Genomic DNA, 24,257 nt, shown 5'->3' with positions numbered 1-24,257 from the left:
CCCCATGCCAGGCGGCACCATGACCGATTCCATCAGTCACGCGCAAATGCTTTCCACCATGCGCAAGCAGCGCTTCCAGGATTTCATGTTCCACAAGGTGACGATGCTGTTCGCCCTGTCGGTGCTGATCGTCCTGGTCGGCATCATCATTTCGCTGATCATGGAATCGATACCGGCCTTCAAGACCTTCGGCCTGCATTTCATCGTTTCGGCCGAGTGGGACCCCGTCAATGACCAGTACGGCGCCCTGATCCCCATCATCGGCACCCTGGTGACGTCCGTCATCGCTCTGCTGATCGCCTTTCCCGTCAGCTTCGGCATCGCCCTGTTCCTCACGGAAATCTGCCCGGCCTGGCTGCGCCGCCCGCTGGGCACGGCTGTCGAACTGCTGGCCGGCGTGCCTTCGATCATCTACGGCATCTGGGGCCTGTTCGTTTTTGCGCCCCTGTTTGCCGACCACGTCCAGCCCATTCTGAAAGCCACTTTGGGCAACGTGCCTGTCATCGGCCAGCTGTTCAGCGGCCCCATGATGGGCATCGGCCTGCTGACGGCCGGCCTGGTGCTGGCCATCATGATCATTCCCTTCATCGCTTCCGTGATGCGCGACGTGTTCGAGATCGTTCCTGCCGTGCTGAAGGAATCCGCTTACGGTCTGGGCTGCACGCGCTGGGAAGTGGTGCGCAAGATTGTCTTGCCATACACCAAGACCGGCGTCGTCGGCGGCGTCATGCTGGGCCTGGGCCGTGCGCTGGGCGAAACCATGGCCGTGACCTTCGTCATCGGCAACGCAAATAAACTGTCGTGGTCGCTGTTTGCCGCCGGTAACAGCATCACCTCCCTGCTGGCGAACGAATTCGGCGAAGCGCAATCGGCGCTGCACGTGTCCTCGCTGTTCTCGCTGGCCCTGATCCTGTTTGTCATCACCTTTATCGTCTTATCCGCCGCCAAGCTGATGCTGGCTGGCATGTCCCGCAAGGAAGGCACGAAATGAGCCAAGTAAGCACTCTCGACGCTCCGGTCAAGCCGGCCATGAATCCCGTCTACCGCAAGCGCCTGCTGATGCACCGCATCGGCATCGCCCTGTCGGTGGGCGCCATGGCCCTGGGCCTGGCCGTGCTCGTGTGGATTTTGTGCACCCTGGTGATCAAGGGTTTCGGCGCCTTGTCCATCGACCTGTTCACGCAAACGACGCCGGCTCCCGGCAGCGAAGGCGGCGGCTTGATCAACGCCATCGTCGGCAGCGCCCTGATGGTGGGCCTGGCGACTGTCGTCAGCACCCCGATCGGCATCCTGGCCGGCATCTACCTGGCCGAATACGGCGAAGAAAACAAGCTGGCGCAAGTGACGCGTTTTGTGACCGACATCATGCTGTCGGCGCCATCGATCGTCATCGGCCTGTTCGTGTATGCGCTGTACGTGGCGCATGTGAAACACTTCTCCGGTTACGCGGGCGCCATCGCGCTGTCGCTGATCGCCGTGCCCGTGGTCGTGCGCACGACGGACAATATGCTGCGTTTGGTACCGAATAGCCTGCTGGAAGCCGCGTTTGCCCTCGGCGCGCCGCGCTGGAAGGTCGCCACCCTGGTGCGCTTGCGCGCCGTCAAGGCTGGCGTGATTACCGGCGTACTGCTGGCATTGGCCCGCATCGCCGGCGAAACGGCGCCGCTGCTTTTCACGGCCCTGAATAACCAGTTCCAAAGCTTCAACATGAATGCGCCGATGGCCAACTTGCCGTCCGTCATCGCATCGTTTGCGATGAGCCCGTACGACAACTGGCGCTCGCTGGCCTGGGGCGGCGCACTGCTGATCACCTTCAGCGTGCTGGCCTTGAATATCCTGTCGCGCACCGTGTTCAGCCAAAAAGTCCCTAATTAAACAGATACCGAGCGAAGCGAACCCCTATGAATACGCAAATGAATCCAGCCCAAGACTTGGCACCAAAGAAAAAAACCATCGAGATTTCGGGCCTGAACTTTTTTTACGGCAAAACGCAAAGCTTGCATAACGTCAACCTGGACATCCACGAGAAGAAGGTCACGGCCTTCATCGGCCCGTCCGGTTGCGGCAAGTCGACCCTGCTGCGTACCTTGAACCGCATGTACGACCTGTACCCGGGCCAGCGCGCGGAAGGCTCGATCCTGTACCGCGGGCGTAACGTGCTCGACGCGGACCAGGACGTCAACATGCTGCGCGCCAAGGTCGGTATGGTGTTCCAGAAGCCGACGCCGTTCCCCATGTCCGTCTACGACAACATCGCCTTCGGCGTGCGCCTGTATGAAGACCTGTCGAAGGGCGAAATGGACGAGCGCGTCGAGTGGGCCCTGAAAAAGGCCGCGCTGTGGGGCGAAGTCAAGGACAAGCTGACCAAGAGCGGCCTGTCGCTGTCGGGCGGCCAGCAGCAGCGTTTGTGCATCGCGCGCGGCGTGGCCGTGAAGCCGGACGTCTTGCTGCTCGATGAACCGACCTCGGCGCTGGACCCGATCTCGACCTCGAAAGTGGAAGAGCTGATCAGCGAACTGAAACAGGATTACACGATCGCCATCGTGACGCACAATATGCAACAGGCGGCGCGCTGCTCCGACTACACGGCCTATATGTATTTGGGCGAGCTGGTGGAATTCGGCGAAACGGACCAGATCTTCATGAATCCGGCCCGCAAGGAAACGCAGGATTACATCACGGGCCGCTTCGGCTGATCCGCCCCGCGCATACACAACAACTGAATACGGAGAGACAGCATGATAGGCGAACATTCATCCAAGCAATACGACAACGAACTCGAAGCGATCCGCTCGAAAGTGCTGCTCATGGGCGGCATCGTTGAAACCCAGTTCCTCGACGCGATGACGTGCTTTCGCATCGGCAACCCGGAACGCGCCGACCGCGTGATGCGCGAAGACGACGTCGTCAACCAGCTGGAAGTGTCGCTGGACGACGCCTGCAGCCATCTGATCGTGCGCCGCCAGCCGGCCGCCAACGATTTGCGCACCATCATGGCCACCATCAAGGTGATTACCGACCTCGAGCGCGTAGGCGACGAGGCGACGAAAATCGCCCGCGTGGCGAAGAATCTGCACAAGCGGGGCAACGGCGTCGTCAACCATTACGAGATGGTGCGCGGCATTGCCAACACGGCCACCGACATGCTGCACGACGCCCTGGACGCGTTTGCGCGCAACGATGGCAAGCAAGCCTTACAATTAATTGCACAAGATGCCATCATCGACCATGAGTTTCGGTCTATCATGCGCAACTTGATCACCTTTATGATGGAAGACCCGCGCACGATTTCGGCGGCGCTCGATACCCTGTGGGTGGCCAAGGCCATCGAACGGATCGGCGACCATGCGAAAAACATCGCCGAATACGTGATTTACGTGGTTGAAGGCAAGGACATCCGCCACACCAAGGTGGCTGCTCCCGCCATTTCCGAGGAGCTCCCTGAGTAAGCTTTATGGCATCTGATAAAACCACGGTATTGATTGTTGAAGATGAGCCGGCCATCGTTGAACTGGTGACCTATTCGCTGCGCGAATCCGGCTGGAATTGCTGTTCCGTACAAAACGTTGCCGATGCCTGGGAATTCATCCAGCACCGCACGCCGCACCTGATCCTGCTGGACTGGATGTTGCCGGACCAGACGGGCTTGCGCCTGCTGTCGCGTATCCGCGCCGACCGCAATTTCGCCGCCATCCCCGTCATCATGCTCACCGCCAAGAGCATGGAAGAAGACAAGCTGGCCGGCCTGAACAGCGGGGCCGACGATTACGTCACCAAGCCGTTCTCGCCGCGCGAGCTGCTGGCCCGCGCCAAGGCACTCTTGCGACGCAAGAGTCCGGAACACGCACAGGCGCCCATGCGCGCCGGCAACGTGGCGCTGGACCCCGTCAGCTGCACGGTGATGATGGATGAACAGAAGATCGATATCGGCCACGCCGAATACAAGCTGCTGAAATTCCTGCTGGCCCATCCGGAACGCGTGTTTTCGCGCAGCCAGCTGCTCGACAAGGTGTGGGGCGACCATGTGGTGATCGAGGAACGCACGGTCGATGTCCACGTATTGCGCTTGCGCAAAGCCTTGAAAGAGGCGGAAAGCCTGATCAAGACGGTGCGCAGCGTCGGCTACATGTTGTCTGAAAAGTAAAGCTTGACTCTATGAATCCGAAATTGCTGTTCTGGGTACCGGCCGCCTTGCGCATGGTGCTGGCGCTGCTGGGCGTGGCCGTCGTCTGGTATCTGTTTGGCGCCACGTATGCGCTGGGCATCGCCTTCGTGCTGATGGCCATGATGGTGTTCGTGCAGCTGTCGTATCTGTTCCAGCTGAGTAACTGGCTGGACAATCCGCAAAGCGCCAAGCTGCCCGACGGCTGGGGCGCCTGGACCAGCATTTTCGCGCGCCTGTACCGCATGCGCCGCGACGACGAGAAAAACCAGGCCGAGCTGACGGAATGGCTGGCGCGTTTCCGCCAGGCCATGCATCTGCTGCCGGACGGCGTCGTCATCATGGATGACGTGCTGTTCCTTGAATGGTGCAACCCGGCCGCCGAGAAACATCTGGGCCTCACGCACGAGCGCGACAAGGGCATGCGCGTGACGAACCTCATCCGCAGCCCCGAGTTCATGGATTACATCATCCTGGGCCGCTATGACCAGCCGCTGACGATCACTTTCCGCAACCGCAAGCTGATCGTGCAGATCATTCCATTCGAGAATCGCCGCCAGATCCTCGTCACGCATGACGTGACGGAGACGGAACGCATCGAAATGATGCGCCGCGACTTCATCGCCAACGCGTCGCACGAATTGCGCACGCCGCTCACCGTCATCGTCGGCTTCCTGGAAATCGCTTCCGCAGAGCTGGACCTGGACGCCACCACGCGCGCCTCCCACCTCAAGCTGATGACGGAGCAGGGCCACCGCATGCAGCATCTGATCGAGGACATGCTGACCCTGTCGCGCCTGGAATCGGTCGATTATCCGTTGCGCCCCGAGCCGGTGGATATCAAAAAGCTCATGCAGCAAGTCTTGCGCGACGCCAAGGGCTTGTCGGCAGGCAAGCATGAAGTGACGATGGAATGCGACGGCCCCGACGTGCTGGGCAGCTACGACGAGCTGTACAGCGCTTTCGGCAACCTCGCGTCGAACGCCGTGCGCTACACGCCGGCCGGCGGCACCATCACCCTGCGCTGGCAGGATGGCCCGGCCGGACCGCAATTCATCGCGCAAGATACGGGCATCGGCATCAGCCAGGAGCATATTTCGCGCCTGACGGAACGTTTCTACCGCGTCGACAAGAGCCGTTCGCGTGAAACCCAGGGCACGGGCCTGGGCCTGGCCATCGTCAAGCACGTGCTGCTGCGCCATGGCGGGACGTTGGCCATCCAGTCCGTGGCCGACAAGGGCAGCAGCTTCATCGTCAGCATGCCCAAGTCCGTCGTCACGCCGCTGCAGGGCGAGTTGCTGGTCAAGTAAGCGGGGGAAGGGGAGGACTTCTTCCCTGTTTCCTGCGCGACTAGTGCAAGCTTGGCATAAGTCGTTACAATCAGGCCATGACTTTAATCAACGCCTCTTTTCGCCATGCCGGCGCGCAACAACTGGCCCAGTCGCTGCAGGCTGCGCGCCACGATACTTTATCCCTGTTCGACTGTTACGTTACTGCCGGCTTGGACGTGGTGGCCGGCCTGCCCCGCCATCCGCGCCTCAATCCTCCCTTGTGGCAACTTGCGCACATCGCCTGGTTTGCCGAGTGGTTCATCCTGCGCGAAGCCGCTTCCAGCCATCCGGCCGACGCCATTTATAATTCCCTGCTGACGCGCGGCGACGACTTGTTCGACGCCAATATGGTGGAGCAGCGCATGCGCTGGAAGCTGGAACTGCCCAGCCCGGGCGCGGTGAAAACGTATTGCCGCGAAGTACTCGACCGGGTATTGGATAAACTGTCGCGCGAAGCCAATGTCGACAGCGCCCTGGCGCCGTACCGGCTGGCCTTGGCGCATGAAGACTTGTGTGGCGAGGAAATGCTGGCCGGCCTGCAATGGCTGGGACTGGAGGCGCCGGAATCCCTGGCGGCCAGCCCGGCCTTGCCGCCGGGCGCGGGCGAGATCGCTTTTCCAGGTGGTACCATCGAACTGGGCTCGCCGCGCGGGGCCGGATTTGCTTTTGATAATGAATCGCCGCCCCACGCCTCCTACGTGCCGCCGTTTTCCATCGATGCCTGCGCCGTATCGAACGCCCAGTTTGCCGATTTTGTCGCCGACGGCGGCTATCAGAACCGCCAGTTCTGGAGCGCGGCCGGCAGCGCCTGGCTGATGCAGCAGGAGCGCTCGTCACCCTTGTACTGGCTGCGCGAAGCAATACAGTGGCGCACCATGCGCTTCGGCCAGCGCACGACCTTGCCGCCGAATGAAGCCGTGCGCCACATCAACCTGTATGAAGCGCAGGCGTATTGCGCCTGGGCGGGGCGCCGCCTGGCGACCGAGGCGGAATGGGAGTATGCTGCGCTGTCCGGCCACCCGCGCTTTCACTGGGGCCAGGTGTGGGAGTGGACGGCGACGCCGTTCGAACCGTATCCTGGCTTTGCGGTCGATGCCTGGCGCGAATATTCGGCGCCGTATTTCATGCAGCACCAGGTGCTGCGCGGCGCCGCCTTTGCCACGCCGCCGCGTCTGCATTCGCCCCGCATGCGCGTCTTCCACGCGCCCGAACGGGGCGACGTCTTTGCCGGCCTTCGCACTTGCGCCTGGTAACAGGTAACCATTTCAGGATTCTTTTTGAGTACAGATAACGCCCCGCAGTTCATTCCCAAACGCATCACGCCCACGCCGGAGCAGGTCGCCATCCAGACGGCGCAAAAGAAAGTGGTCTTGATCGACGCCAATGCCGGCGCGGCCAAGACGACGACCCTGGCCCTGCGCCTGGCCGAAGCGCTGCACCGGGGCCGCGCGCCCGAACGCATGCTGGCCCTGGTCTTCACGGAAGCGGCGCGCGTGGCCCTGCGCCAGCGCCTGCTGGAAGTGGGTGTGCCGCTCGGTGTCGTCAAGCGCCTGACGGTCGACACCTTCGACGCCTTTGCCGCCAAGGTGCTGTTGCAGCTGGAAAACATGCAGGTGGCAGCCATGCGCAGCGATGAAGAGCTGCGCCCGATTGCCTGGGAAGCGCTGGAAGTCGTGTCGGAAAAATATGCTCACCGCTATCCGCTGGAAATCAACACGACGAACGGGGCGATTGCCGAATTCTTGAAATTGCAGCTGCGCACCAAGGCGCGCCTGGATTTCCAGAATCCTGATTTCGAAAGCAATTCCCTCGACGACAATTTGGAGCTGCTGGGCATGTCGCGCACGCATTATCTGTGGCTGCGCGAATACGAAGGCTTGCGCGGCGCCGACACGGGCGACATCCAGTTCCGTGCGCCGTTCGACGCCACCTACGATCTCGTGCGCATGCTCGACGGCGACGAGCCGCTGCGCCAGCAATTGCCGGCCTTTCAGATCATCGTGGCCGATGAATTGCACGATTTGAATGAAGCGTCGTTCCGCCTGCTGACCATGCTGATACGCCGCGGCAACGCCTTTTTCTGCGGCGCCGGCGACAAGGATCAAGTCATTTACACGTGGTCGGGCGCCGACCACCGCTTCCTGCGCCAGCGCTTCGAGCAGGAATTCCCCACCTTGCAGCGCTTGCCGCTGACGGCTTCCTACCGCTACGGCCCGCAGCTGGCGCAGGCCGTGGGCGTGCTGAAAAACAAGGCCAGCGTGTCGGCCCTGTCGCGCGCCACCCACATCGAGCTGCTCGAGTATGACCATGCGCAGCCGCAGGCATGCAGCGCCCAGCTGATCGCCGCGCTTGAACATGCGCATGCGGGCACGACGGCCATTTTGCTGCGCGACCGCGACCAGGCCATCCGCGTGGAAACGGCGTTGTTCCAGAGCGGCATCGCGTATGGCTTGGTGGACATGAACAGCTATCTGCTGAGCCTGGAAGTGCTGATGCTGCGCGGCATGGTCGCCATCGCCCGCAAGGATTTGCATGCGATCAAGAGCGGCCCGCGCCGCGGCGAGATCCTCGAAGCCCTGGTGGCGTTCGCGGAAATCCCCTTTACACGCGCGGAATTGCAGCAAGCCAAGGCCGACGTGGCCAACTATCCCGACTTGCTGGAAGGCTTCTTGACGAACCAGCTGGCCAAGTCGCAAAACCAGGACAAGGCGGCGCTGACCCTGGCCGCCGTCGACTACCTGCGTGCGCTGCCCCCCGACGCCTTGGCGGGCGAGGCGCTGCAGCACATCTTTGGCCTGATGCAGCTGGAACAGACGGCGCGCCGCATCTATGTGGACCCGGCCCAGGCGCGGGTCGTCGCCCGTTCCCTGCACGGCTTTATCGCCGTGTGCAGCGAAGCGGGCGTGGCGCTGGGCGGCTTTGCCGGCTGGCTGGGCGAGATGGAGGAGGCCGTGACGGTCTCGACCGGCAAGGCCAAGCTGGTCATCGCCTGCATCGACCAGATCAAGGGCCTCGAATACAACCACGTCATTTTGCCCTATCTGGCCGTCGACGAATTCCCGCGTAGCAAGACCGACCCGCTGGAAGAGGAAAACCGTTTCTACGTGGCCGCCACGCGCGCGCGCGACAGGCTCACCTTGCTCACGCCGGAAGATCCCGCCTACCGGAGCCGCTACATCGCCGCCCTGCAGCTAAAACAAAAGATTGTTGCCTCAAAGTCATAGATCTTTTGCCGCGCGGCTGCTTTTTGCGAAAGACGAAAGCGGGCATACTGGACTGGTGTGATTGACAGCAATCTAACCAGACAGGAGTAAAGCATGAAGATTTTCTTGACAGGCGCGGCAGGTTTCATCGGCAGTTCCATCGCGGCGGGCCTCGTGCGCGCCGGCCATCAGGTGACGGGTCTCGTACGCAAGCCGGAGCAGGTGGCCGAGCTGGCCAGCATTGGGGTGGAGGGTATCGTCGGTACCCTGAACGACCGCGAACTCATCATCGAGCAGGCCAAGGCGGCCGATGCCGTCATCAATGCGGCCAGCAGCGACCACCGGGGCGCTGTCGAAGCGATCCTCGAAGCGCTGGCCGGCACCAACAAGGTGTTCCTGCACACGAGCGGCTCGTCCATCGTGGGCGATGCGTCGGGCGGCGAGGGCACGGAACAGATCTATTATGAAGACAAGCTGCCGGCACCCACAGCCGACAAGGCGGCCCGGGTCGCCATCGATGACTTGATACTGGCCAGCGCAAGCCAGGGCGTGCGCGCGAGCGTGCTGTGCAACACCCTGATCTACGGCCATGGCGCCTTGCCGCGCGACAGCGTGCAGCTGCCCCGCTTGTTGAAACAGGCGCGCAAGAGCGGCATCGTGCGCCATGTGGGGCCGGGCCGCAATATCTGGTCCAACGTGCACATCGACGACGTCGTCAGCCTGTATTTGCTGGCGCTGGAAAAGTCGCCCGCCGGCACGTTTTACTTCGTCGAATCGGGCGAAGCGGCTTTCCGCGACATGACGGCCGCCATCGCCACCGCACTGGACTTGGGTCCCGCGCAGGACTGGCCGTTGCCCGAGGCCATTGCCGAATGGGGCTACGAGATGGCTTCCTACGGCCTCGGTTCCAACAGCCGCGTGCGCGGCGAGCGGGCACGCAAGCTGCTGGGCTGGCAGCCGCAGGGGCCGTCCGTGCTGGCATGGATCGAGAAGGACATGCTTAAGCCGCCGCACGCCGTCGCCGGTTGATGCAGCTCAGCAAAACAGCATCAGTGTGCGCTAGCGAACGGTGCTGTTTTGCGATCGGGAGTATGATGGCTCTGCTTGGTTGAGACGCACTGCCGTGAAGTTGGCGGCATGTTCGATCTTCCAGCAGGTCAGCCGGTCGCCTCAAGGATCGGCACCAGATTTTCGCCGCCGGCGCGTTTGCGCTCTGCGGCTGTGCACTGCAACTCCAGGTCGCGGTGTGTGCTGCGAACCCCTTCAAGGCCGGCCTAGCCGGTCTTTTTTTTTGCCTGTTTTTTCTGCCGTTGCGCCATTCACCGCCACCTGTCCGCCATTCGCCGAAGCGCTGTTTTCGCGTGCCCGAAATCCGCGTATCTTTACGATCAACCAACTTCAAGGGGTGACCGTGAAACCTGAACCAGCGTATTACCGCCGTACCCAGCTGCTGTGGGGCGTGCTGCTGATCGCCATCGGCGCCATCATCCTGCTGGACCGGCTCGATGTGATCTATCTCCATGATTACTATGCACTATGGCATTATTGGCCGGTGATACTGGCCGTCTTTGGCCTCAACAAGCTGCTCACGCCCGTGTCCGCCAAGCAGGTGCTGAGCGGCCTGTGGCTGATCTTCTTCGCAGCCTGGTGGTATGTGTCGTATGAAGAACTGTGGAACTTGAATTTCTACAATAGCTGGCCCGCCTTGCTGATCGCCTGGGGCGTGGGCCTCGTGCTCGAACCGCTGTTGAACAAACATTTTATTGCCTACCGGGAGTCCGAGCATGAAAAATAGACCGCCGCTGCACTCGCCATCGCAGATCGTGCTGGGCGTCATCGTCATCGGCCTGGGGCTGCTGTTCCTGCTCGATAACCTCGGTTTCATCAATGTGCGCTATACCTTCCGCTTCTGGCCCACCATCCTCATTATTTTCGGCTTGCTGAAAATATCGCAAAGCCATTCCCGCTCCGGCTACATCCTCGGCGGCGTGATGGTCTTGCTGGGCCTGAGCTGGACCTTGAAAGCCATGGGCTTGTTCTATATCAACTGGAGCATGCTGTGGCCGCTGCTCATCATTGCCGCCGGCGTGGCCGTCGTGTCGAAATCCCTGCCTGGCGGGCGGCAGCGGCAGCGCCGCAGGCACTTTGCCGCGCCACCCGATGGCAGCGCCGCGCCTGATGCATTCGGCCAGGCCAGGAATGGCGCCGTATCGCTCGACAAGGAAGTCGCCGGTGCCACTGCGGCGCCCGGCGCCGACGCCCAGGCGGACGACGACAGCATCATCGAAGTGACGGCCATCCTCGGCGGCTATGTGCGGCGCGTGTCGTCGCAGCGCTTCAGGGGCGGCGATATCAACGTCATCATGGCCGGCTGCGAAATCGACCTGCGCCAGGCATCGATCGAAGGCGAAGCCGTGCTCAACGTATTTGCCCTGTGCGGCGGCGTCACCATCAAGATCCCGCCCGACTGGAGCGTGGTCCTGCAGGGCACGCCGATCCTTGGCGGTTTCGAAGAAAAGACCATCGTGCCGCCGAACCAGAACAAGCGCCTGTACGTGACGGGATACGCCATCATGGGCGGCCTGGAAATCCGCAACTAGGCGCGCATGTCCGGACCTTTGTCGAAGCGGCGCGGCGCCGTCGTGGTGTTCCTGGTCTGCATCGCGCTGGGCCTGGCCCTGGCTTCCATCCTGGCCAGGGTGGCGCACGCGCCCTGGCTCAATGCCGTCCTGCTGGTGGCGCCCGCCACGCTCGTGTATGCGATCGGTTCGGGGTTTTCCGCGTTTTACCTGTGCCGTGCCTATCCCTTGCACGCCCGCCATCCGCTCGCCATCGCCGGCGTAATGGGCGTGGCGGCCCTGTTCGCGGGCTTGCTGTGGGCGACCCTGCTGCAATTTTTGAACAGCGTCAGCCTGTTGATGGAGCAGCACTGGCTGGGCGTGAACTTGACGCCATCGCTGCTGGCCCTGTTCTTCGGCCTGGGCGCGCTGCTGTATTGCCTGGCCGCCGCCGTGCATTATCTGCTGCTGGAATTCGTGCGCGCCAGGATGGCCGAGCAGCGGGGCCTGGAAGCCCAGCTGATGGCGCAGGAAGCGCAACTGCGCATGCTGCGCACGCAGATCGATCCCCATTTTCTGTTCAACAGCCTGAACTCCATCAGCGCCCTGACGTCTATCGATGCGGCGGGCGCGCGCCAGATGACCGTGCAGTTGGCCAATTTCTTTCGCCAGAGCCTGAGCCTGGAAGCGCACAAGCACATCGCGGTGCAAGAGGAACTCGTGCTGATCCGCCACTTTCTCGCCATCGAACAGGTGCGTTTCGGCGCGCGCCTGCAAGTGGCGGAAAGTGTCGACGTGACCGCGCTGGCGTGCCTGTTGCCGCCCATGCTGATACAGCCGCTGGTGGAAAATGCCGTCAAGCATGGTATCTGCGGCTTGACGGAGGGCGGCCTGATCGCCATCGAGGTGCGGCGCGCGGGCAGCCTGCTGCAGATCGCCGTGCGCAACCCCGTCGATACGGATCAGGGGCCGGCGCGCGGCAATGGCGTGGGCCTGGAAAATGTGCGCCAGCGCCTGGCCGGCGCGTATGGCCACGAAGCGGGCGTGCACTGGGCGCGGCGCGGCGCGATGTTTGAAGTAACGCTATCGATGCCGGCACAGACCGGCGACACGGAGGAAGCATGATGCAGGCAAGAATGCGGGTGGCCATCGTCGATGACGAATTGCTGGCGCGCAGCGTGTTGCGCGAATACCTGGCGCGCCACGACGATATCGAGATCGTCGCCGAGTGCGCCAACGGCTTTGACGCCGTCAAGGCCATCGCGGAACTGGGGCCGGAACTGGTGTTTCTCGACATTCAGATGCCGCGCCTGGACGGTTTTGAAGTGGCCGAGCTGATCGGCGGGAAGACGCGTTTGATCTTTGTCACGGCCTACGACCAGTACGCCTTGAAAGCGTTCGAATGCCATGCCCTCGATTATCTGCTCAAACCGTTCAGCGAACAGCGTTTCGACCAGGCGCTGGCGCATGCGCGCGCCCACCGCAGCACACCCGAGACTGTGCAAACGCTGGCGCGCGAAGCGGCCACGCGCGCCGCGCCTTTGGACCGCGTGCTGATTCGCGATGGCGCCAAGGTTCACGTCATCGCCAGCGCGCGCATCGATTACATCGAGGCGCAGGATGATTACATCAGCATCCGTTCCGAAGGCAAGTCCTACCTGAAAAGCCAGCGACTGTCGGAGCTGGAGACCCAGCTCGATCCCGCCAAGTTCCTGCGCGTGCACCGGTCGTATCTGCTCAATATCGACGGCATCCGCCGCATCGAGGCGGCCACGAAAGACAGCCACGTGGCCATCCTGCGCGACGATACGAGGATACCCGTGAGCAAGGCGGGCTATCAGAAGCTGAAGTTACTGGTTGGCTAAGTAGGTCGTGGGAAATTATTGTGACGTTATGACGAACAGAACCGGATGCTCTGCAAGGCGCCCGCTGCGACGCAGTGCGAGCACTGCTAGCAGCGGGCAACACCGCAGAGCGCCGGTTATGGAAGTCAGAAATCACAATAATTTATTGCGACCTACTTAGCTGCACATCCCACCACGTGGGTAGCAGCTGCCGTATTTCCGGGCGCGAAAAACGGTCGTCGATCAGATACACGACACCCTTGTCCGACTGCGTGCGGATGACGCGGCCGGCCGCCTGCACCACTTTTTGCATGCCCGGATATAAATAGGTGTAGTCGTAGCCGGCGCCGAAGATGTCGCCCATGCGCTGGCGGATTTGCTCGTTGACGGGATTGATCTGCGGCAAACCGAGGGTGGCGATGAAGGCGCCGATCAGGCGCGCGCCGGGCAAGTCGATGCCTTCGCCAAACGCGCCGCCGAGCACGGCAAAGCCGATGCCGCGCGTGTCCAGGCCGAAGCGGCCCAGAAATTGCGCGCGGGCAGTATCGTCCATGCGGCGCGGCTGCTGCCAGATGGGAACGTCGGGGTAGTGCTGGGCAAACAGGGTGGCCGTCTTTTCCATGTAATCGAAGCTGCTGAAGAAGGCCAGGTAGTTGCCCGGCGTTTCTGCGTATTGCTTCGCCATCAGCTGGGCGATGGGCAGCAGCGAGGCGGCGCGGTGCTGGTAGCGCGTGGAAATGGTGTCGGCTACGCGCACGGACAATTGTTCCGCCTGGAATGGGGACTCCACGTCGACCCAGGCCGTGTCGGCCGGCATGCCGAGGGTGTCGCTGTAGTAATTCCACGGACTCAGGGTGGCGGAAAACAGGGCTGTGCTGTGACTGGCCGCGAAGCGTTCCTTGAGGAATGGGGCCGGGACGATGTTGCGGATGCAGACGGTGGAGCCAGTGTCTGTTTTGCTGACGTCGAACAGCGAATGCTCGCCGAAACTTTCCGCCAGGCGGTTGATCAGCAGCACGTCGAAATAAAAGCGCTGCAAGTCTTCGTCCAGGGCCGTGGCGTGTTCGGCCATGTAGTCGCCGATGGCCGTCGCCACGCCTTGCAGGGCGCCAAAGAATTTTTCGGGCAGGGCTGGATGCACGTGGTAATCGCCATCCTGTTCTTTCAGCAAAGCCGTCCACTGGCGCGAGAGGCGGTCGAGCGGTTTTTTCAGGGCATCGGGTGCGAACTTGCGCAGCATCTTGAGGTCGATCTGCGCCAGTTCTGCCGAATACATGCTGCGCGCGCGCGACACCATATTGTGCGCTTCGTCGACCAGCACATTGACTTTCCAGTCATGCGCCAATGTCATGCCGTACAGCATGGCGCTGAGGTCGAAGTAATAATTGTAGTCGCCGATGACGACGTCGCTCCAGCGCGCCAGCTCCATGCCCAGGTAGTACGGGCAAATACCCTGTTGCAAGGCGATGGCGCGCACGGCCTCCTTGTCGAGGATCAAACCGCTGGCCAGCGCCACCTCGCGCGCCAGCGGCAAACGGTCGTAGAAGCCCATGGCCAGCGGACATGATTCACCGTGACATGCTTTGTCAGGATGCTCGCAGGCGCTGCTCTTGGCGCTCAGTTCCAGCACGCGCAAGGGCAGCAGCGGGGCGCTATCCTTGAGGATGGCGCAGGCGTCGAGCGCCATTTGGCGGCCTGGCACCTTGGCGGCGAGGAAAAACAGTTTATCGAGGCCATGCGCGGCCGTTGCTTTCAACATGGGGAACAGGCTGCCCACCGTCTTGCCGATACCGGTCGGCGCCTGCGCCAGCAAACCGCAGCCGCGGCTGCTGGCTTTGTACATGGCTTCTGCCAGCTGGCGCTGGCCCGGGCGGAAGTCCGCATGGGGAAAGGCCATGGCCGTGAGCTGCGCATCGCGGCTGGCGCGGTGCGCCATTTCCTGCTCGGCCCAGTCGAGAAACAGCGTGCAATGCTGTTCGAAGAAGGTGCGCAGCGCCTCGGCCGTGCACTCCTCGTGCATGACCGTTTCCTTCTGGCTCACGATATCGAAATACACGAGCGCCACGCGCAGCATGGGCAAGTTCAGCTGCTGGCACAGCAAGTGGCCGTAGATGCGCGCCTGCGCCCAGTGCAGCTGGCGGTGGTTGGCAGGCATGGCGTCCAGTTCACCCCGGTAAGTCTTGATTTCTTCCAGCTGGCGCCGGGCAGGGTCGTAGCCATCGGCACGGCCCCGCACGTGCAGGGGACCGAAGTCGCCATACAAGCTGATTTCGCGCTGGTAGTCATCGTCGCGCCGGCTCGTCACGGTGGCGTGGCCGGCCATGCCTTCCTGCGCCGTGGGCGAGGGCGTGAAACGCAAGTCCAGGTCGCCCACCTTGGCCGTGAATTCGCACAGGGCGCGCACGGCGATGGTGTAAGTGTTGCGGCTCATGTGGCCGCCTGCCACTGCAGGTAGCACACGCTGACGGGCATGGCGTGCTGGGCGCAATACGCGATCCAGCGCAGCTGGTTGTCTTGCAGGCGGTCGCCGGGACCCTTGACTTCGATCATGCGGTAGCGCTGTTCGGTCGGCCAGAACTGGATCAGGTCGGGGAAACCGCTGCGGTTGCTTTTAATGTCGAGCAAGATGCGCTCGAACGCCTTCTTCAGGTGGAAGGCCGGGATGCAGTCCAGCGCCAGGTCCAGCAAGCCATCGTCCAGCACGTCCCAGCTGACGAAGGGCGAGACGATGCCGTGCTTGGCGGCAAGCGTGGCGCGGATGGCCGCGTGGTAACTGCCATCGTCCAGCTGCGCCAGGCAGGCGGCAAAATCGTTGCTGCGGCGCTGGTAAAAATCGGCGCTGTGCAAGTCGGCGGGCCCCCTGTGAAACGGGTGGAAGAAGGCGCCCGGCATGGGCTTGAAGATGGCGGGCCAGCACAGCAGGCCGAACAGCGAGTTGATCAGGGTGTTTTCCACGTAATACACGGGCGCATCGTCCTGCATCAGGTGTTGCTGCACCACCCCTTCCACGTAGCATGCCTGTTCCGGGTAGGGCAGCAGCAGGTCGATGCGTTCCACGGCGGCCGTCGCATTGGCCGCCTGCTTCGCATGGCCCAGCTTGCGCCGCAAACGGGGCGCCATGCGCAGCAGCAATTGCTGTTCCGCTTCGCTTTCCGGCGCGGCCAGGGCGATCAGCAGGCGCTCGTAGGCAGCTTGCGGCTGCTCATCTTTTTCCAGCACGCGGATGGCGCGGCCACGCGCGCCCGGATAGCGGCAATCGGCGTAGGCGCGGTAGGCGGCTGGCCAGTCCTGGCATTTTTCCAGGTGCTGAGCGATCTGGAAGCGCAGCTTGTCGCGCCGGCTGGCCAGCCAGGTATTGTCCTCTGGTAATGGCAGCGCAGCCAGTTCCTGCAGCACCTCGTCCGCCGGCGCGCTGTCGTTGTAGCGCTCGCGGCACTGGTGCAGCACTTCATAGTGCTCGATATCCTGGCGCGTGCGAAATCCGCGCGACTGCGGCGAGAATTCCACTTTTTCATACTGGTACACACCGAGGTCGGACAGCACGAATTCCGACCAGTCCTGGTGATAATTGCCGAAGTAAATGAGGCGCAGGCGGTCGCACAGCGCTTGCAGACCGATGCGGTACAGTACGTCGCCGGAGGCCGGATGCCATGCTGAGAATGGTTTGTTTTCCCCGTGCTGCTCGCGCAAGGCGTCCAGCTGCTCGGCCTTGCGCGTCGCTTTCAGCGGGGCGGCGAGGTCGAAGGCCTGGACGATTTCCGCCTTCAGCAGCAAGTCGAACAGCTCCTCGAGCGCGATGACGGGATCGGCTTCGACCCATTCCAGGGCCAGCAAGGGCAGGGCAGCCGCGCGCGTGTCGCCGATTTCCGGGTAATTGAGCTTGCTGGCACGAAACAGGCAACCCTTGCGCATGACGAGGCGCACGAACAGGGCGCGCGACGACTGCGGCAGCGCGCCGAATGCGGCGATGAACTGCGTTTCTTCAGGGCTCAGCAGATCGGCGTAACGCGCGCTGATCCAGTTCAGCACGTCCTGGAAATTATCCAGATAGTACAGGGGATTTTCCAGGACTCTCAACATGGGGGCAATAGGGCAAGGTGATGGTTTTTACTGTGTTTATATACAGTTTAAACCTTCAGCCGCCGCTTGCCCAGCGATTTTATGTTCAGTCAGCCGTGCTGTAGGCAAAACTGCTGTCGAACTTTTCGTAGGGAATCAGTTTCGCGCGCAGGCTGGCCAGTTCCATATCGGTCAGCAAGCCCCGGTGCGCCTCTTTGCGCCCCTTCGGCAGCGCCACGTCGTAATCGATGATGTCTCTTGCCAGCAAGGCCTGCAGCACGTCGGCTTGCCGCGCCGTCAGGTAGCGCGCATGCGTCCCCAGGGTTTTTGTCAGTTGCTCCTTGAATGCCTCGTCGCTGACGTCGTTGTACGTATCCTGGTCGGCCATGCTGTTCAACAGCATGTGAACCATGAAATCTTGCAGGTTTTTCGCCAGGTGCTGGGCTTCATTCTCGTCATGCCACAGCAGCACGACGGGCATCTCGCCGTCCTGCTGGCCTGAGGCGAAAAAGCAGTAGTGGTCGCCCGCGCCCGTTTGCGCAAACGGGATGAACTGGAAGGCGGGATCGATCTGCCGGTAATCGTCCGTATCCAGCAAGGTTTCCGCTTCCGCGGCGACGGCCTCGATGTTGAGCAATTCGAAATCGTCCGCATGCAGCAGCAGGGTGGGCCGCTCCGTCAAGGTGGGATAGACCAGCTTGTACCAGTCGGGGCCGTATTCGCCCACGGCCAGCATGCCGTCGCGCTCCAGCTGCCGATACAATGCGGGATAGGTGAAGCCGTGCTGCTGTTCAATTTCTGACAGTGTCATGTTTGCCCCGTTCAACGTGATTCGTGTGGGCATGATAGCCGAGGCCGTGGCTCGCACGCTTCACGGCAGCAACGATGGACATCATTAATAAACATTTAAGTTTGCTTGTGTGGCATGGTCACGTATGCTTGCCAGACTAACATCCGCCGAACCCGCATGAAAAACATCATCCTGATTTCCGCCGCCTGCCTGCTGGCGCTGCTGTCGACCATCGGCGCCTCGTTGCCATACCCGATCCTGCCGCCCCTGTTCGCGGCCGAGGCGCCGAATGCGTTCAACAATTTCCTGGGCTTGCCGTCCAAATTGCTGTTCGGCCTGGCGCTGACCATCAACCCGCTGGGCTTGCTGATCGGCTCGGCCTTGCTGGGTCCCTTGTCGGACCGCTATGGCCGCCGTCCCTTGCTGATGCGCACGGCCGTGGGCGCCGCCATCGGCCACGCCATCACGGCCTGGGCGCTGGTGATCCAATCCTACCCGCTATTCATCGTCGCCCGTTTCATTACGGGTTTGCTGGAAGGGAACGGCGCCGTGGCGCGCGCCATGCTGGCCGACCAGTTGACGGGGCCGCTGCGCCTGCGCGCCATGTCATGGCTGAATGGCGCGTTTTACCTGGGCTGGCTGGTGGGTCCGATCCTGGCGGGCGCGACCCTGCACTGGGGCGTGACGGTGCCGTTCTGGATTGCCGCCGCCGCCCTGATGCTGGTCGCCGTGCTGGTGGCCGTGGGCTTGCCGCGCGAAACACCCTCGCTCTTGACGACGTCGTGGTGGCAAGTGGCGCGCGACCGCCATTCGCTGAATCTGCTGCGCCATGAGGAGCTGCGCACCCTGTTCATCGTGCAATTGGCATTTACGTGCGGCGTGGCCAGCTTTTACGAGTTCTATCCGCTGTGGCTGGTCGAGACGGCCAATTACCATGCACAGGAGATTGCCTGGGTGAATGTGGGCCTGTGCGGCACGATGACCATCACGTCCTTGCTGGCGGGCGGTCCCAGCCGCCATGCGCCGCTGCTGCGGGCCTGCTGGTATGCGTGCGGCGTGGCGCTGGCCGTAGGGATATTGGCGCTGGGTAATATCTGGGTGGGCATCGCCGCCATCGTGCTGTTCGGCATTCCGAATGCCCTGTACAACACGGTGATACAGGGCTGGTGCGCCGAGCGCTTCAGCGCGCACGGACAGGGTGCCGTGATGGGTTTGCTGGCCACCACCTTTTGCATCGCCAATATCGTCGTCGCCCTCAGCGGTTCGGTGCTGACCCTGATCGATACGCGGCTGATCCTCGTCGCGGGCGCCTTGTCCGCCGCCTGGGCCGCGTGGCGCATGGCGGCCTGGCGCCGCCAGCTGGAAGGCGCCGTCGAGGCGAAGGCATGCGAGGATTTCTGCAGCTAGTAGCGGGCCATCTTTCGGGGGTATGGGAGGAGGCGAATACCGGGGCCTGCCGGTGGATTCATTGTAGGTCGGGTAGGTCGGATTAGCGCGCAAGCGCGTAATCCGACCTACATCGCTTACTTTTTAGCAGCTTTCGGCTTGGCCGTCGGCGCCGCTTTTTCAGCCGCGGCAGTGGCGCCGCTCGTGGCTTTTTCCGTCGCTTGCGCTACTTGCGCGCTGGCCTTGGCGATCTGCTCTTCGACAGTCTTCACGGCCTGTTTCGTGGCCTTGGTCACTTGCTCGTAGCCGAGGAAGGCGTTGTCGATGGCGGCCTTGACGATGGCGACGGCGTTTTCCGAGCCTGGAGGCACGTTTTTCGTGACGTCGTAGATCAGCGCGCTCAGATTGCTTTTCGCTTCGGCCACGTGGGCTTCGGCGGCCGTGGTGAATTCCGTGTGGATTTCCTTGATGATGTCGTCGAGTTGCTGTTTATACGCTTTGGCGCCGGCCACGCCCGGTTGCAGCTGGGCGGCGGCGGCGGCCATGGCGGCCTTCGGATCCTTGGCCTGGCTGATTTCCTTGCCGGCGGCAAGGCCATCCTCGATGCCGGACTTGGCGGTGGCCATATTCAATGCCAGCACCTGTTCCACGCCTTGCACGGCCTTCGAGGTGAGGGTGTTGAAGGTCATCAGCTGGAATTCAAACAGGGCCTTGGTGGCCGATGCGAATTGTTCGGGATTCGTAAACATGTGGTCTCCTCGGTTTGAATAGATACGTTCTTATCGTTCCATACTCTTTCGACGCCGCAATGCCATCGCTTGCTTTCAAGCCGGTGCCCCGTGTGGTCATGGCCCCATTATTTAACAAGCGCCGGTTTTTCGCAACGGCTATCTTTGTACGGTCCCGAGGCCAGTTCCCAGCCAAATCCCAGGGTGGACTGGGCGCACGACAGGGTGCCGTCGATCTTGCTGCGCCACTTGTACCAGGGGGCAGGTCCGGCCATTGCGCAGGCGCAAACTGCCAGCAGGGCCGTGGCGATCAGGTATTTCATGGGTGCTCCGAAAGAATTGCTTACGGGCATTGTAGCGCGCTTGCCGTTCAGGGCGCGGGCGATTGCGGCGCCGTGGCGGGCAGCTGCAGGGTAAAGGTGGTGCCGCTGGCGTTGCCGGTGCGGCTGGTGGCGTCGATATGGCCGCCCAGCACGCCCGTGACGATGTTGTGCGCCACATGCAGGCCCAGGCCCGAGCCGCCGGAACCGAGCTTGGTCGTGAAGAAGGGGTCGTAGACGTGCACGAGGTCGTCGGCGGCGATGCCCACGCCCGTGTCGGCGATGGACAGCGTAATCGTTTGCCCGTCGTCGCTGCCGCGCGCCCTGACGTTAATGGCGCCGCCGCTGCGGCCCTCGAATGCGTGGCGCAGGCAGTTTTCCAGCAGGTTGCTCAGCACCTGGCCCAGCGGACCGGGATAGCTGTCCATGGCCAGGTCCTCCGGCACGTCCTGCGTCAGCGTCAGACCGGCGGCCTTGAGCTGCGTGGACAGGGGCAGCATCAGCTCGGCCACGAACTGGCGCAGCAGGAAGTGGCGGCGCTGCGAGCTGGCGCGGTCGACGGCGATCTGCTTGAAGCTCGAGACGAGGTCGGCCGCGCGCTGCAGGTTGCGCAGCATGATGGCGTCCGCTTCGCTGGCCTGGGTCAGGTAGGCGCCCAGTTCGGAGCGGCGCAAGCCGTCGAGGAAGCTGGCCTGGATTTCGCGCGTGCGCTCGGCCATCGTGGTGGCCACCACCAGGCCGTTGCCGATCGGCGTATTGAGTTCATGCGCGATGCCGGCCACCAGCGCGCCGAGCGCGGCCAGCTTGTCGCGGCGCACCAGTTCCTCCTGCGTGATGGACAGGTTTTCCAGCGCGGCGGCCAACTCGCGGTTCGTCTGTTCCGAGTGTTCCTTGGCCTGCGTCAGGGCCGCCGTGCGTTCGGCCACCAGCTCTTCCAGGTGGGTGCGGTGGCGCTGCAGTTCGCGTTCGTGGCGCATGCGGCCAATCGCAATGCCGGCCAGGTCGGTTGCCGTGTCGATCAGCTCCAGGTCGCGCGCATCGGGCTTGCGCACATCGCGGTAGTACATGGCGAAGGAGCCGAGCACGGCGCCATCCTGGCCGAAGATGGGGCGCGACCAGCAGGCGCGCAAGCCGAACGGCGCGGCCAGCTCGCGGTAGGGCGCCCACAGCGGATCGCACATGATGTCGCTGACGACCACGGGTTCGCGCAGGAACATGGCCGTGCCGCAAGAGCCCACGCCGGGGCCGATGGCCACGCCTTCGAGCAGTGCCATGTAGTCGGGCGGCAGGCTGGGACCGGCGGCGCTGTGCATGTGGATGCCGTCATCGTCGAGCAGCATGATGGAGCAGAGCACGCCGCGCGACTGGCCTTCGATCAAGAGCAGCAACTGGTTCAGGGTGGGGATCAGGGGCGCGCCCTTGGCGACCATTTCCAGCAGGGCGCTCTGGCCCGAGCGCATCGCTTCGGCGAGGTTGCGTTCGGTCAAGTCGATGATGCGCGCATGCACGAGCTGGCGGCCCGGCACGGACAGGCGCATCAGCCGGATTTCGCAGGCGATCGGGCGGCTGTCGCGGTGGCAGCAGCTGGCGCGGAAGACGACGATCTTGCCTTGCAAGGTATCGCGGATCTTTTCCTCCAGCAGCTGCGGCGAGGCGCGTCCATCGCTCTGATGCTGAGGGAACAGCGGCTCCATGCCGCCTTGCAGCAGCTCGGCCAGCGGCATGCCGAACAATTCTTCGGCCAGGTGGTTGGCGTCGATCAGCAGGCCGTTGTCGATATCGAACAGCAGCACGGCGTCGGGCGAGCCGGCCAGGATCGAGTGGTAATTGACTTCCAGCGTTTGCGGATGCAGGGGGCGCGGCGGCGTGGTCGCACGCGGCGCGGGCGCCTCGGCCTTGTGCAGCGCCAGTTCCATGAGGATTTTTTCCGCCACGTCGCGCGCATTGAAGGGCATCTTGATGTAGTCGGAGGCGCCGGCGCCCACGCTGCGGCCCTGTTCCTCGGCGCTGGGCGTGGCCGACATCAGCAGCAGGGGCACGCTGTGGCGTCCGCCCGCATTGCGCAAGCGCATGCAGGTGGCGCCGATATTCGAGCCCGCCAGGGCTGCGTCGAGCAGGATCAGGTCCGTGCCGCCGGCCGCCAGTTCCACGCCTTCGTCGATATCGCCCGCCAGTCCCGTGCCCAGGTTATGCCGGTCCAGCACATACAGCAGTTCGCGCACTTCGTTCGGCGAATTGCTGACCAGCAGCACATTGGCCCGGTCGGTGATGGAAGAAATCAACTGATTCATGGTGTCGCGCCCTTACGCGGTTCATGGGCCTAGTATTACATCAAGGCAAGTAGGAGTAAACGATAATTCTTGATGACTAAAAGCAATGCGGATGGGTCTCGTTCACGCGGCGTTTTGCGCCGCGGGCGCCGTGGCCAGATCGGCGCGCGCCTGCTCGATGCGTGGGTAGTTATCCTCGATCCAGTCGACCAGCACGGCCAGGCGTTCTGCCGCTTCGCGTCCCAGCGGCGTGAGGCTGTATTCCACCTTGGGCGGTATCACCAGATACGCCTGGCGCAGCACGAAGCCGTCGCCCGCCAGCGCTTCCAGGGTTTGCGCCAGCATTTTTTCGCTGACGCCGCCCACTTCACGGCGCAGTTCGCTGAAGCGCCGCGTGCCGCTCAGCAGCAGTACCAGCACCAGCACGGCCCAGCGGCTGGTCAGGTGGCTGAGCACGGCGCGCGAGGGGCAGGCGGCCGCCATCAGATGTGCGTCCTGGGTTTGCCGGGCGAGGGCGGCGCGCAGGCTAGCGCCGGGAGTGTCTGTGGACATGATAGTTGGCCCTATAAATTGAAATTTCATTCATACTTACCAAAAGGTACGTACTTACAATAAGTAAGTAATAGTCCTATTATAGGGTTTTACCACCCACGTACCAAGGAGAAATCATGATCGTCATCACCGGCGCCACAGGCAATCTGGGCCAGCACGTCATCGCCAGCCTGCTCAAATCCGTTCCCGCAGCCAACATCATTGCCGCCGTGCGCAACCCGGCCAAGGCCGCCGACCTGGCCGCCCAGGGCGTGCAAGTGCGCCAGGCCGATTACAACGATGGCGCCAGCCTCGATGCGGCGTTCAAGGGTGCAACGAAAATCCTGCTGATTTCGTCGAGCGAAGTGGGCCAGCGCGCCCAGCAGCACCAGAACGTCATCGATGCGGCCAAGCGCGCCGGCGTAGCCCTGCTGGCCTATACCAGCGTCTTGCGCGCCGACACGTCGCCGCTGGGCCTGGCCGCCGAGCACGTGATCACGGAAGCGGCTATCCGCGCCTCCGGCCTGCCGTACAGTTTCCTGCGCAACGGCTGGTACCTGGAAAACCACACGGAACACCTGGCGCCCGTGCTCGAGCATGGCGTCGTGCTGGGCGCGGCGCAAAACGGCCGCTTCTCGTCGGCCGCGCGCGCTGATTATGCCGCCGCCGCCGCTGCCGTGCTGACGGCGGATAAACCGCAAGCCATCTATGAACTGGCTGGCGACCAGGGCTTTACCTTGGCGGAATATGCGGCCGAAGTGGCGCGCCAGTCGGGCAAGACGATTGTGTACAAGGATTTGCCGCAGGCGGACTTCAAGGCGGCGCTGGTGAGCGTGGGCGTGCCGGAAGGCTTTGCCGAGCTGCTGGCCGACTCCGATGCGGGTGTGGCCAAGGGCGGCCTGGAGGACCATGGCAAGCAATTGAGCGCGTTGATCGGCCGTCCGACGACGAGCCTGCTTGACGCCGTCAAGGCGGCGCTGGCGAAGTAAGGGGAGGGAGGATGCCGTGGCAGCACGGCATCCGGTGTCCAGTCCTAAAATAGGTTGACAGTATTTATTGCTATCTAAACGCCCGA

22 protein-coding genes are annotated in these 24,257 nt (G+C 62.8%); 15 read left to right on the top strand and 7 right to left on the bottom strand.

Features of this window, described 5'->3' with window-relative positions; all coding sequences use genetic code 11:
- The first annotated feature begins 19 nt into the window (after positions 1–19).
- The 13 genes from pstC (at position 20) to VM94_RS17970 (ending at position 13,119) form a co-directional block, all read left to right on the top strand.
- Positions 20–991, top strand: coding sequence for a phosphate ABC transporter permease subunit PstC (pstC, locus tag VM94_RS18030; RefSeq protein ID WP_235194289.1), 972 nt, complete (start codon positions 20–22; stop codon positions 989–991).
- Positions 988–1,875, top strand: coding sequence for a phosphate ABC transporter permease PstA (gene pstA, locus VM94_RS18025; RefSeq protein ID WP_046684743.1), 888 nt, complete (start codon positions 988–990; stop codon positions 1,873–1,875). The genes pstC and pstA overlap by 4 nt, the downstream gene beginning before the upstream one ends.
- A 38-nt stretch (positions 1,876–1,913) precedes the next feature.
- Positions 1,914–2,696: a phosphate ABC transporter ATP-binding protein PstB gene (gene pstB, locus VM94_RS18020; protein WP_373631409.1), complete on the top strand. Its 783-nt coding sequence runs from the start codon at positions 1,914–1,916 to the stop codon at positions 2,694–2,696.
- A gap of 42 nt (positions 2,697–2,738) precedes the next feature.
- The gene (gene phoU / locus VM94_RS18015; RefSeq protein ID WP_034778131.1) at positions 2,739–3,449 is read left to right on the top strand and encodes a phosphate signaling complex protein PhoU; all 711 of its coding nucleotides are present in this window, start codon (positions 2,739–2,741) and stop codon (positions 3,447–3,449) included.
- Positions 3,450–3,454: 5 nt separating this feature from the next.
- On the top strand, positions 3,455–4,144 hold the full coding sequence (locus VM94_RS18010) for a response regulator (RefSeq protein WP_034755074.1): 690 nt from the start codon (positions 3,455–3,457) through the stop codon (positions 4,142–4,144).
- A gap of 11 nt (positions 4,145–4,155) precedes the next feature.
- Positions 4,156–5,472 carry a phosphate regulon sensor histidine kinase PhoR gene (gene phoR, locus VM94_RS18005; protein WP_034755076.1) on the top strand — a complete coding sequence of 439 codons (1,317 nt, stop codon included), beginning with the start codon at positions 4,156–4,158 and terminating at the stop codon, positions 5,470–5,472.
- Between the two features lie 77 nt (positions 5,473–5,549).
- Positions 5,550–6,746: a selenoneine synthase SenA gene (senA, locus tag VM94_RS18000; protein WP_235432948.1), complete on the top strand. Its 1,197-nt coding sequence runs from the start codon at positions 5,550–5,552 to the stop codon at positions 6,744–6,746.
- Between the two features lie 24 nt (positions 6,747–6,770).
- Positions 6,771–8,717 carry a UvrD-helicase domain-containing protein gene (locus tag VM94_RS17995; RefSeq protein WP_046684742.1) on the top strand — a complete coding sequence of 649 codons (1,947 nt, stop codon included), beginning with the start codon at positions 6,771–6,773 and terminating at the stop codon, positions 8,715–8,717.
- A gap of 93 nt (positions 8,718–8,810) precedes the next feature.
- Positions 8,811–9,725, top strand: coding sequence for an NAD-dependent epimerase/dehydratase family protein (locus VM94_RS17990; RefSeq protein ID WP_046684741.1), 915 nt, complete (start codon positions 8,811–8,813; stop codon positions 9,723–9,725).
- Between the two features lie 382 nt (positions 9,726–10,107).
- Positions 10,108–10,491 carry a LiaF transmembrane domain-containing protein gene (locus VM94_RS17985; RefSeq protein WP_034755139.1) on the top strand — a complete coding sequence of 128 codons (384 nt, stop codon included), beginning with the start codon at positions 10,108–10,110 and terminating at the stop codon, positions 10,489–10,491.
- Positions 10,481–11,296 (top strand): LiaI-LiaF-like domain-containing protein, encoded by an 816-nt coding sequence (locus VM94_RS17980; protein ID WP_046684740.1) that lies wholly within the window; start codon positions 10,481–10,483, stop codon positions 11,294–11,296. The genes VM94_RS17985 and VM94_RS17980 overlap by 11 nt, the downstream gene beginning before the upstream one ends.
- Positions 11,297–11,302: 6 nt before the next feature.
- Positions 11,303–12,379, top strand: a complete 1,077-nt coding sequence (locus tag VM94_RS17975; RefSeq protein WP_046684739.1) for a sensor histidine kinase — start codon at positions 11,303–11,305, stop codon at positions 12,377–12,379.
- An 11-nt stretch (positions 12,380–12,390) separates the two neighbouring features.
- Positions 12,391–13,119 carry a LytR/AlgR family response regulator transcription factor gene (locus VM94_RS17970; protein ID WP_046684738.1) on the top strand — a complete coding sequence of 243 codons (729 nt, stop codon included), beginning with the start codon at positions 12,391–12,393 and terminating at the stop codon, positions 13,117–13,119.
- 142 nt (positions 13,120–13,261) lie between these two features.
- On the opposite strand, the gene VM94_RS17965 is transcribed toward VM94_RS17970, so the two are convergent.
- The 3 genes from VM94_RS17965 to VM94_RS17955 all read right to left on the bottom strand — a co-directional run bounded on the left by VM94_RS17965 (position 13,262) and on the right by VM94_RS17955 (position 17,968).
- Positions 13,262–15,529 carry an ATP-dependent DNA helicase gene (locus VM94_RS17965; RefSeq protein ID WP_046684737.1) on the bottom strand — a complete coding sequence of 756 codons (2,268 nt, stop codon included), beginning with the start codon at positions 15,527–15,529 and terminating at the stop codon, positions 13,262–13,264.
- Entirely contained in the window at positions 15,526–17,178 is a 1,653-nt protein-coding gene (locus VM94_RS17960) for a VRR-NUC domain-containing protein (RefSeq protein ID WP_046684736.1), read from the bottom strand. Before VM94_RS17960 ends, VM94_RS17965 begins: the two co-directional genes overlap by 4 nt.
- An 85-nt stretch (positions 17,179–17,263) precedes the next feature.
- Positions 17,264–17,968 (bottom strand): SMI1/KNR4 family protein, encoded by a 705-nt coding sequence (locus VM94_RS17955; protein WP_046684735.1) that lies wholly within the window; start codon positions 17,966–17,968, stop codon positions 17,264–17,266.
- 156 nt (positions 17,969–18,124) lie between these two features.
- Between VM94_RS17955 and VM94_RS17950 the strand changes: the two genes are divergently transcribed.
- Complete coding sequence (locus tag VM94_RS17950; protein ID WP_046684734.1) at positions 18,125–19,354, top strand: MFS transporter; 1,230 nt, start codon at positions 18,125–18,127, stop codon at positions 19,352–19,354.
- A gap of 116 nt (positions 19,355–19,470) precedes the next feature.
- On the opposite strand, the gene phaP is transcribed toward VM94_RS17950, so the two are convergent.
- The 4 genes from phaP to VM94_RS17930 all read right to left on the bottom strand — a co-directional run bounded on the left by phaP (position 19,471) and on the right by VM94_RS17930 (position 23,203).
- Positions 19,471–20,082 (bottom strand): TIGR01841 family phasin, encoded by a 612-nt coding sequence (phaP, locus tag VM94_RS17945; RefSeq protein WP_046684733.1) that lies wholly within the window; start codon positions 20,080–20,082, stop codon positions 19,471–19,473.
- A 107-nt stretch (positions 20,083–20,189) separates the two neighbouring features.
- Positions 20,190–20,384, bottom strand: coding sequence for a hypothetical protein (locus VM94_RS17940; RefSeq protein ID WP_034755105.1), 195 nt, complete (start codon positions 20,382–20,384; stop codon positions 20,190–20,192).
- Positions 20,385–20,431: 47 nt separating this feature from the next.
- On the bottom strand, positions 20,432–22,672 hold the full coding sequence (locus tag VM94_RS17935; protein ID WP_046684732.1) for an ATP-binding protein: 2,241 nt from the start codon (positions 22,670–22,672) through the stop codon (positions 20,432–20,434).
- 102 nt (positions 22,673–22,774) lie between these two features.
- On the bottom strand, positions 22,775–23,203 hold the full coding sequence (locus tag VM94_RS17930; protein ID WP_046684731.1) for a winged helix-turn-helix transcriptional regulator: 429 nt from the start codon (positions 23,201–23,203) through the stop codon (positions 22,775–22,777).
- Between the two features lie 116 nt (positions 23,204–23,319).
- On the opposite strand from VM94_RS17930, the gene VM94_RS17925 reads away from it, so the two are divergent.
- Complete coding sequence (locus tag VM94_RS17925; RefSeq protein WP_046684730.1) at positions 23,320–24,171, top strand: SDR family oxidoreductase; 852 nt, start codon at positions 23,320–23,322, stop codon at positions 24,169–24,171.
- Positions 24,172–24,257: the final 86 nt, after the last annotated feature.

It is taken from the genome of Janthinobacterium sp. KBS0711 (assembly GCF_000988085.1).
In the GTDB taxonomy this organism is placed as follows: domain Bacteria; phylum Pseudomonadota; class Gammaproteobacteria; order Burkholderiales; family Burkholderiaceae_D; genus Janthinobacterium; species Janthinobacterium lividum_E.
The sequence above is the reverse complement of the archived record's forward strand: the minus strand, read 5'-3'. Positions and strand labels throughout refer to the sequence as shown.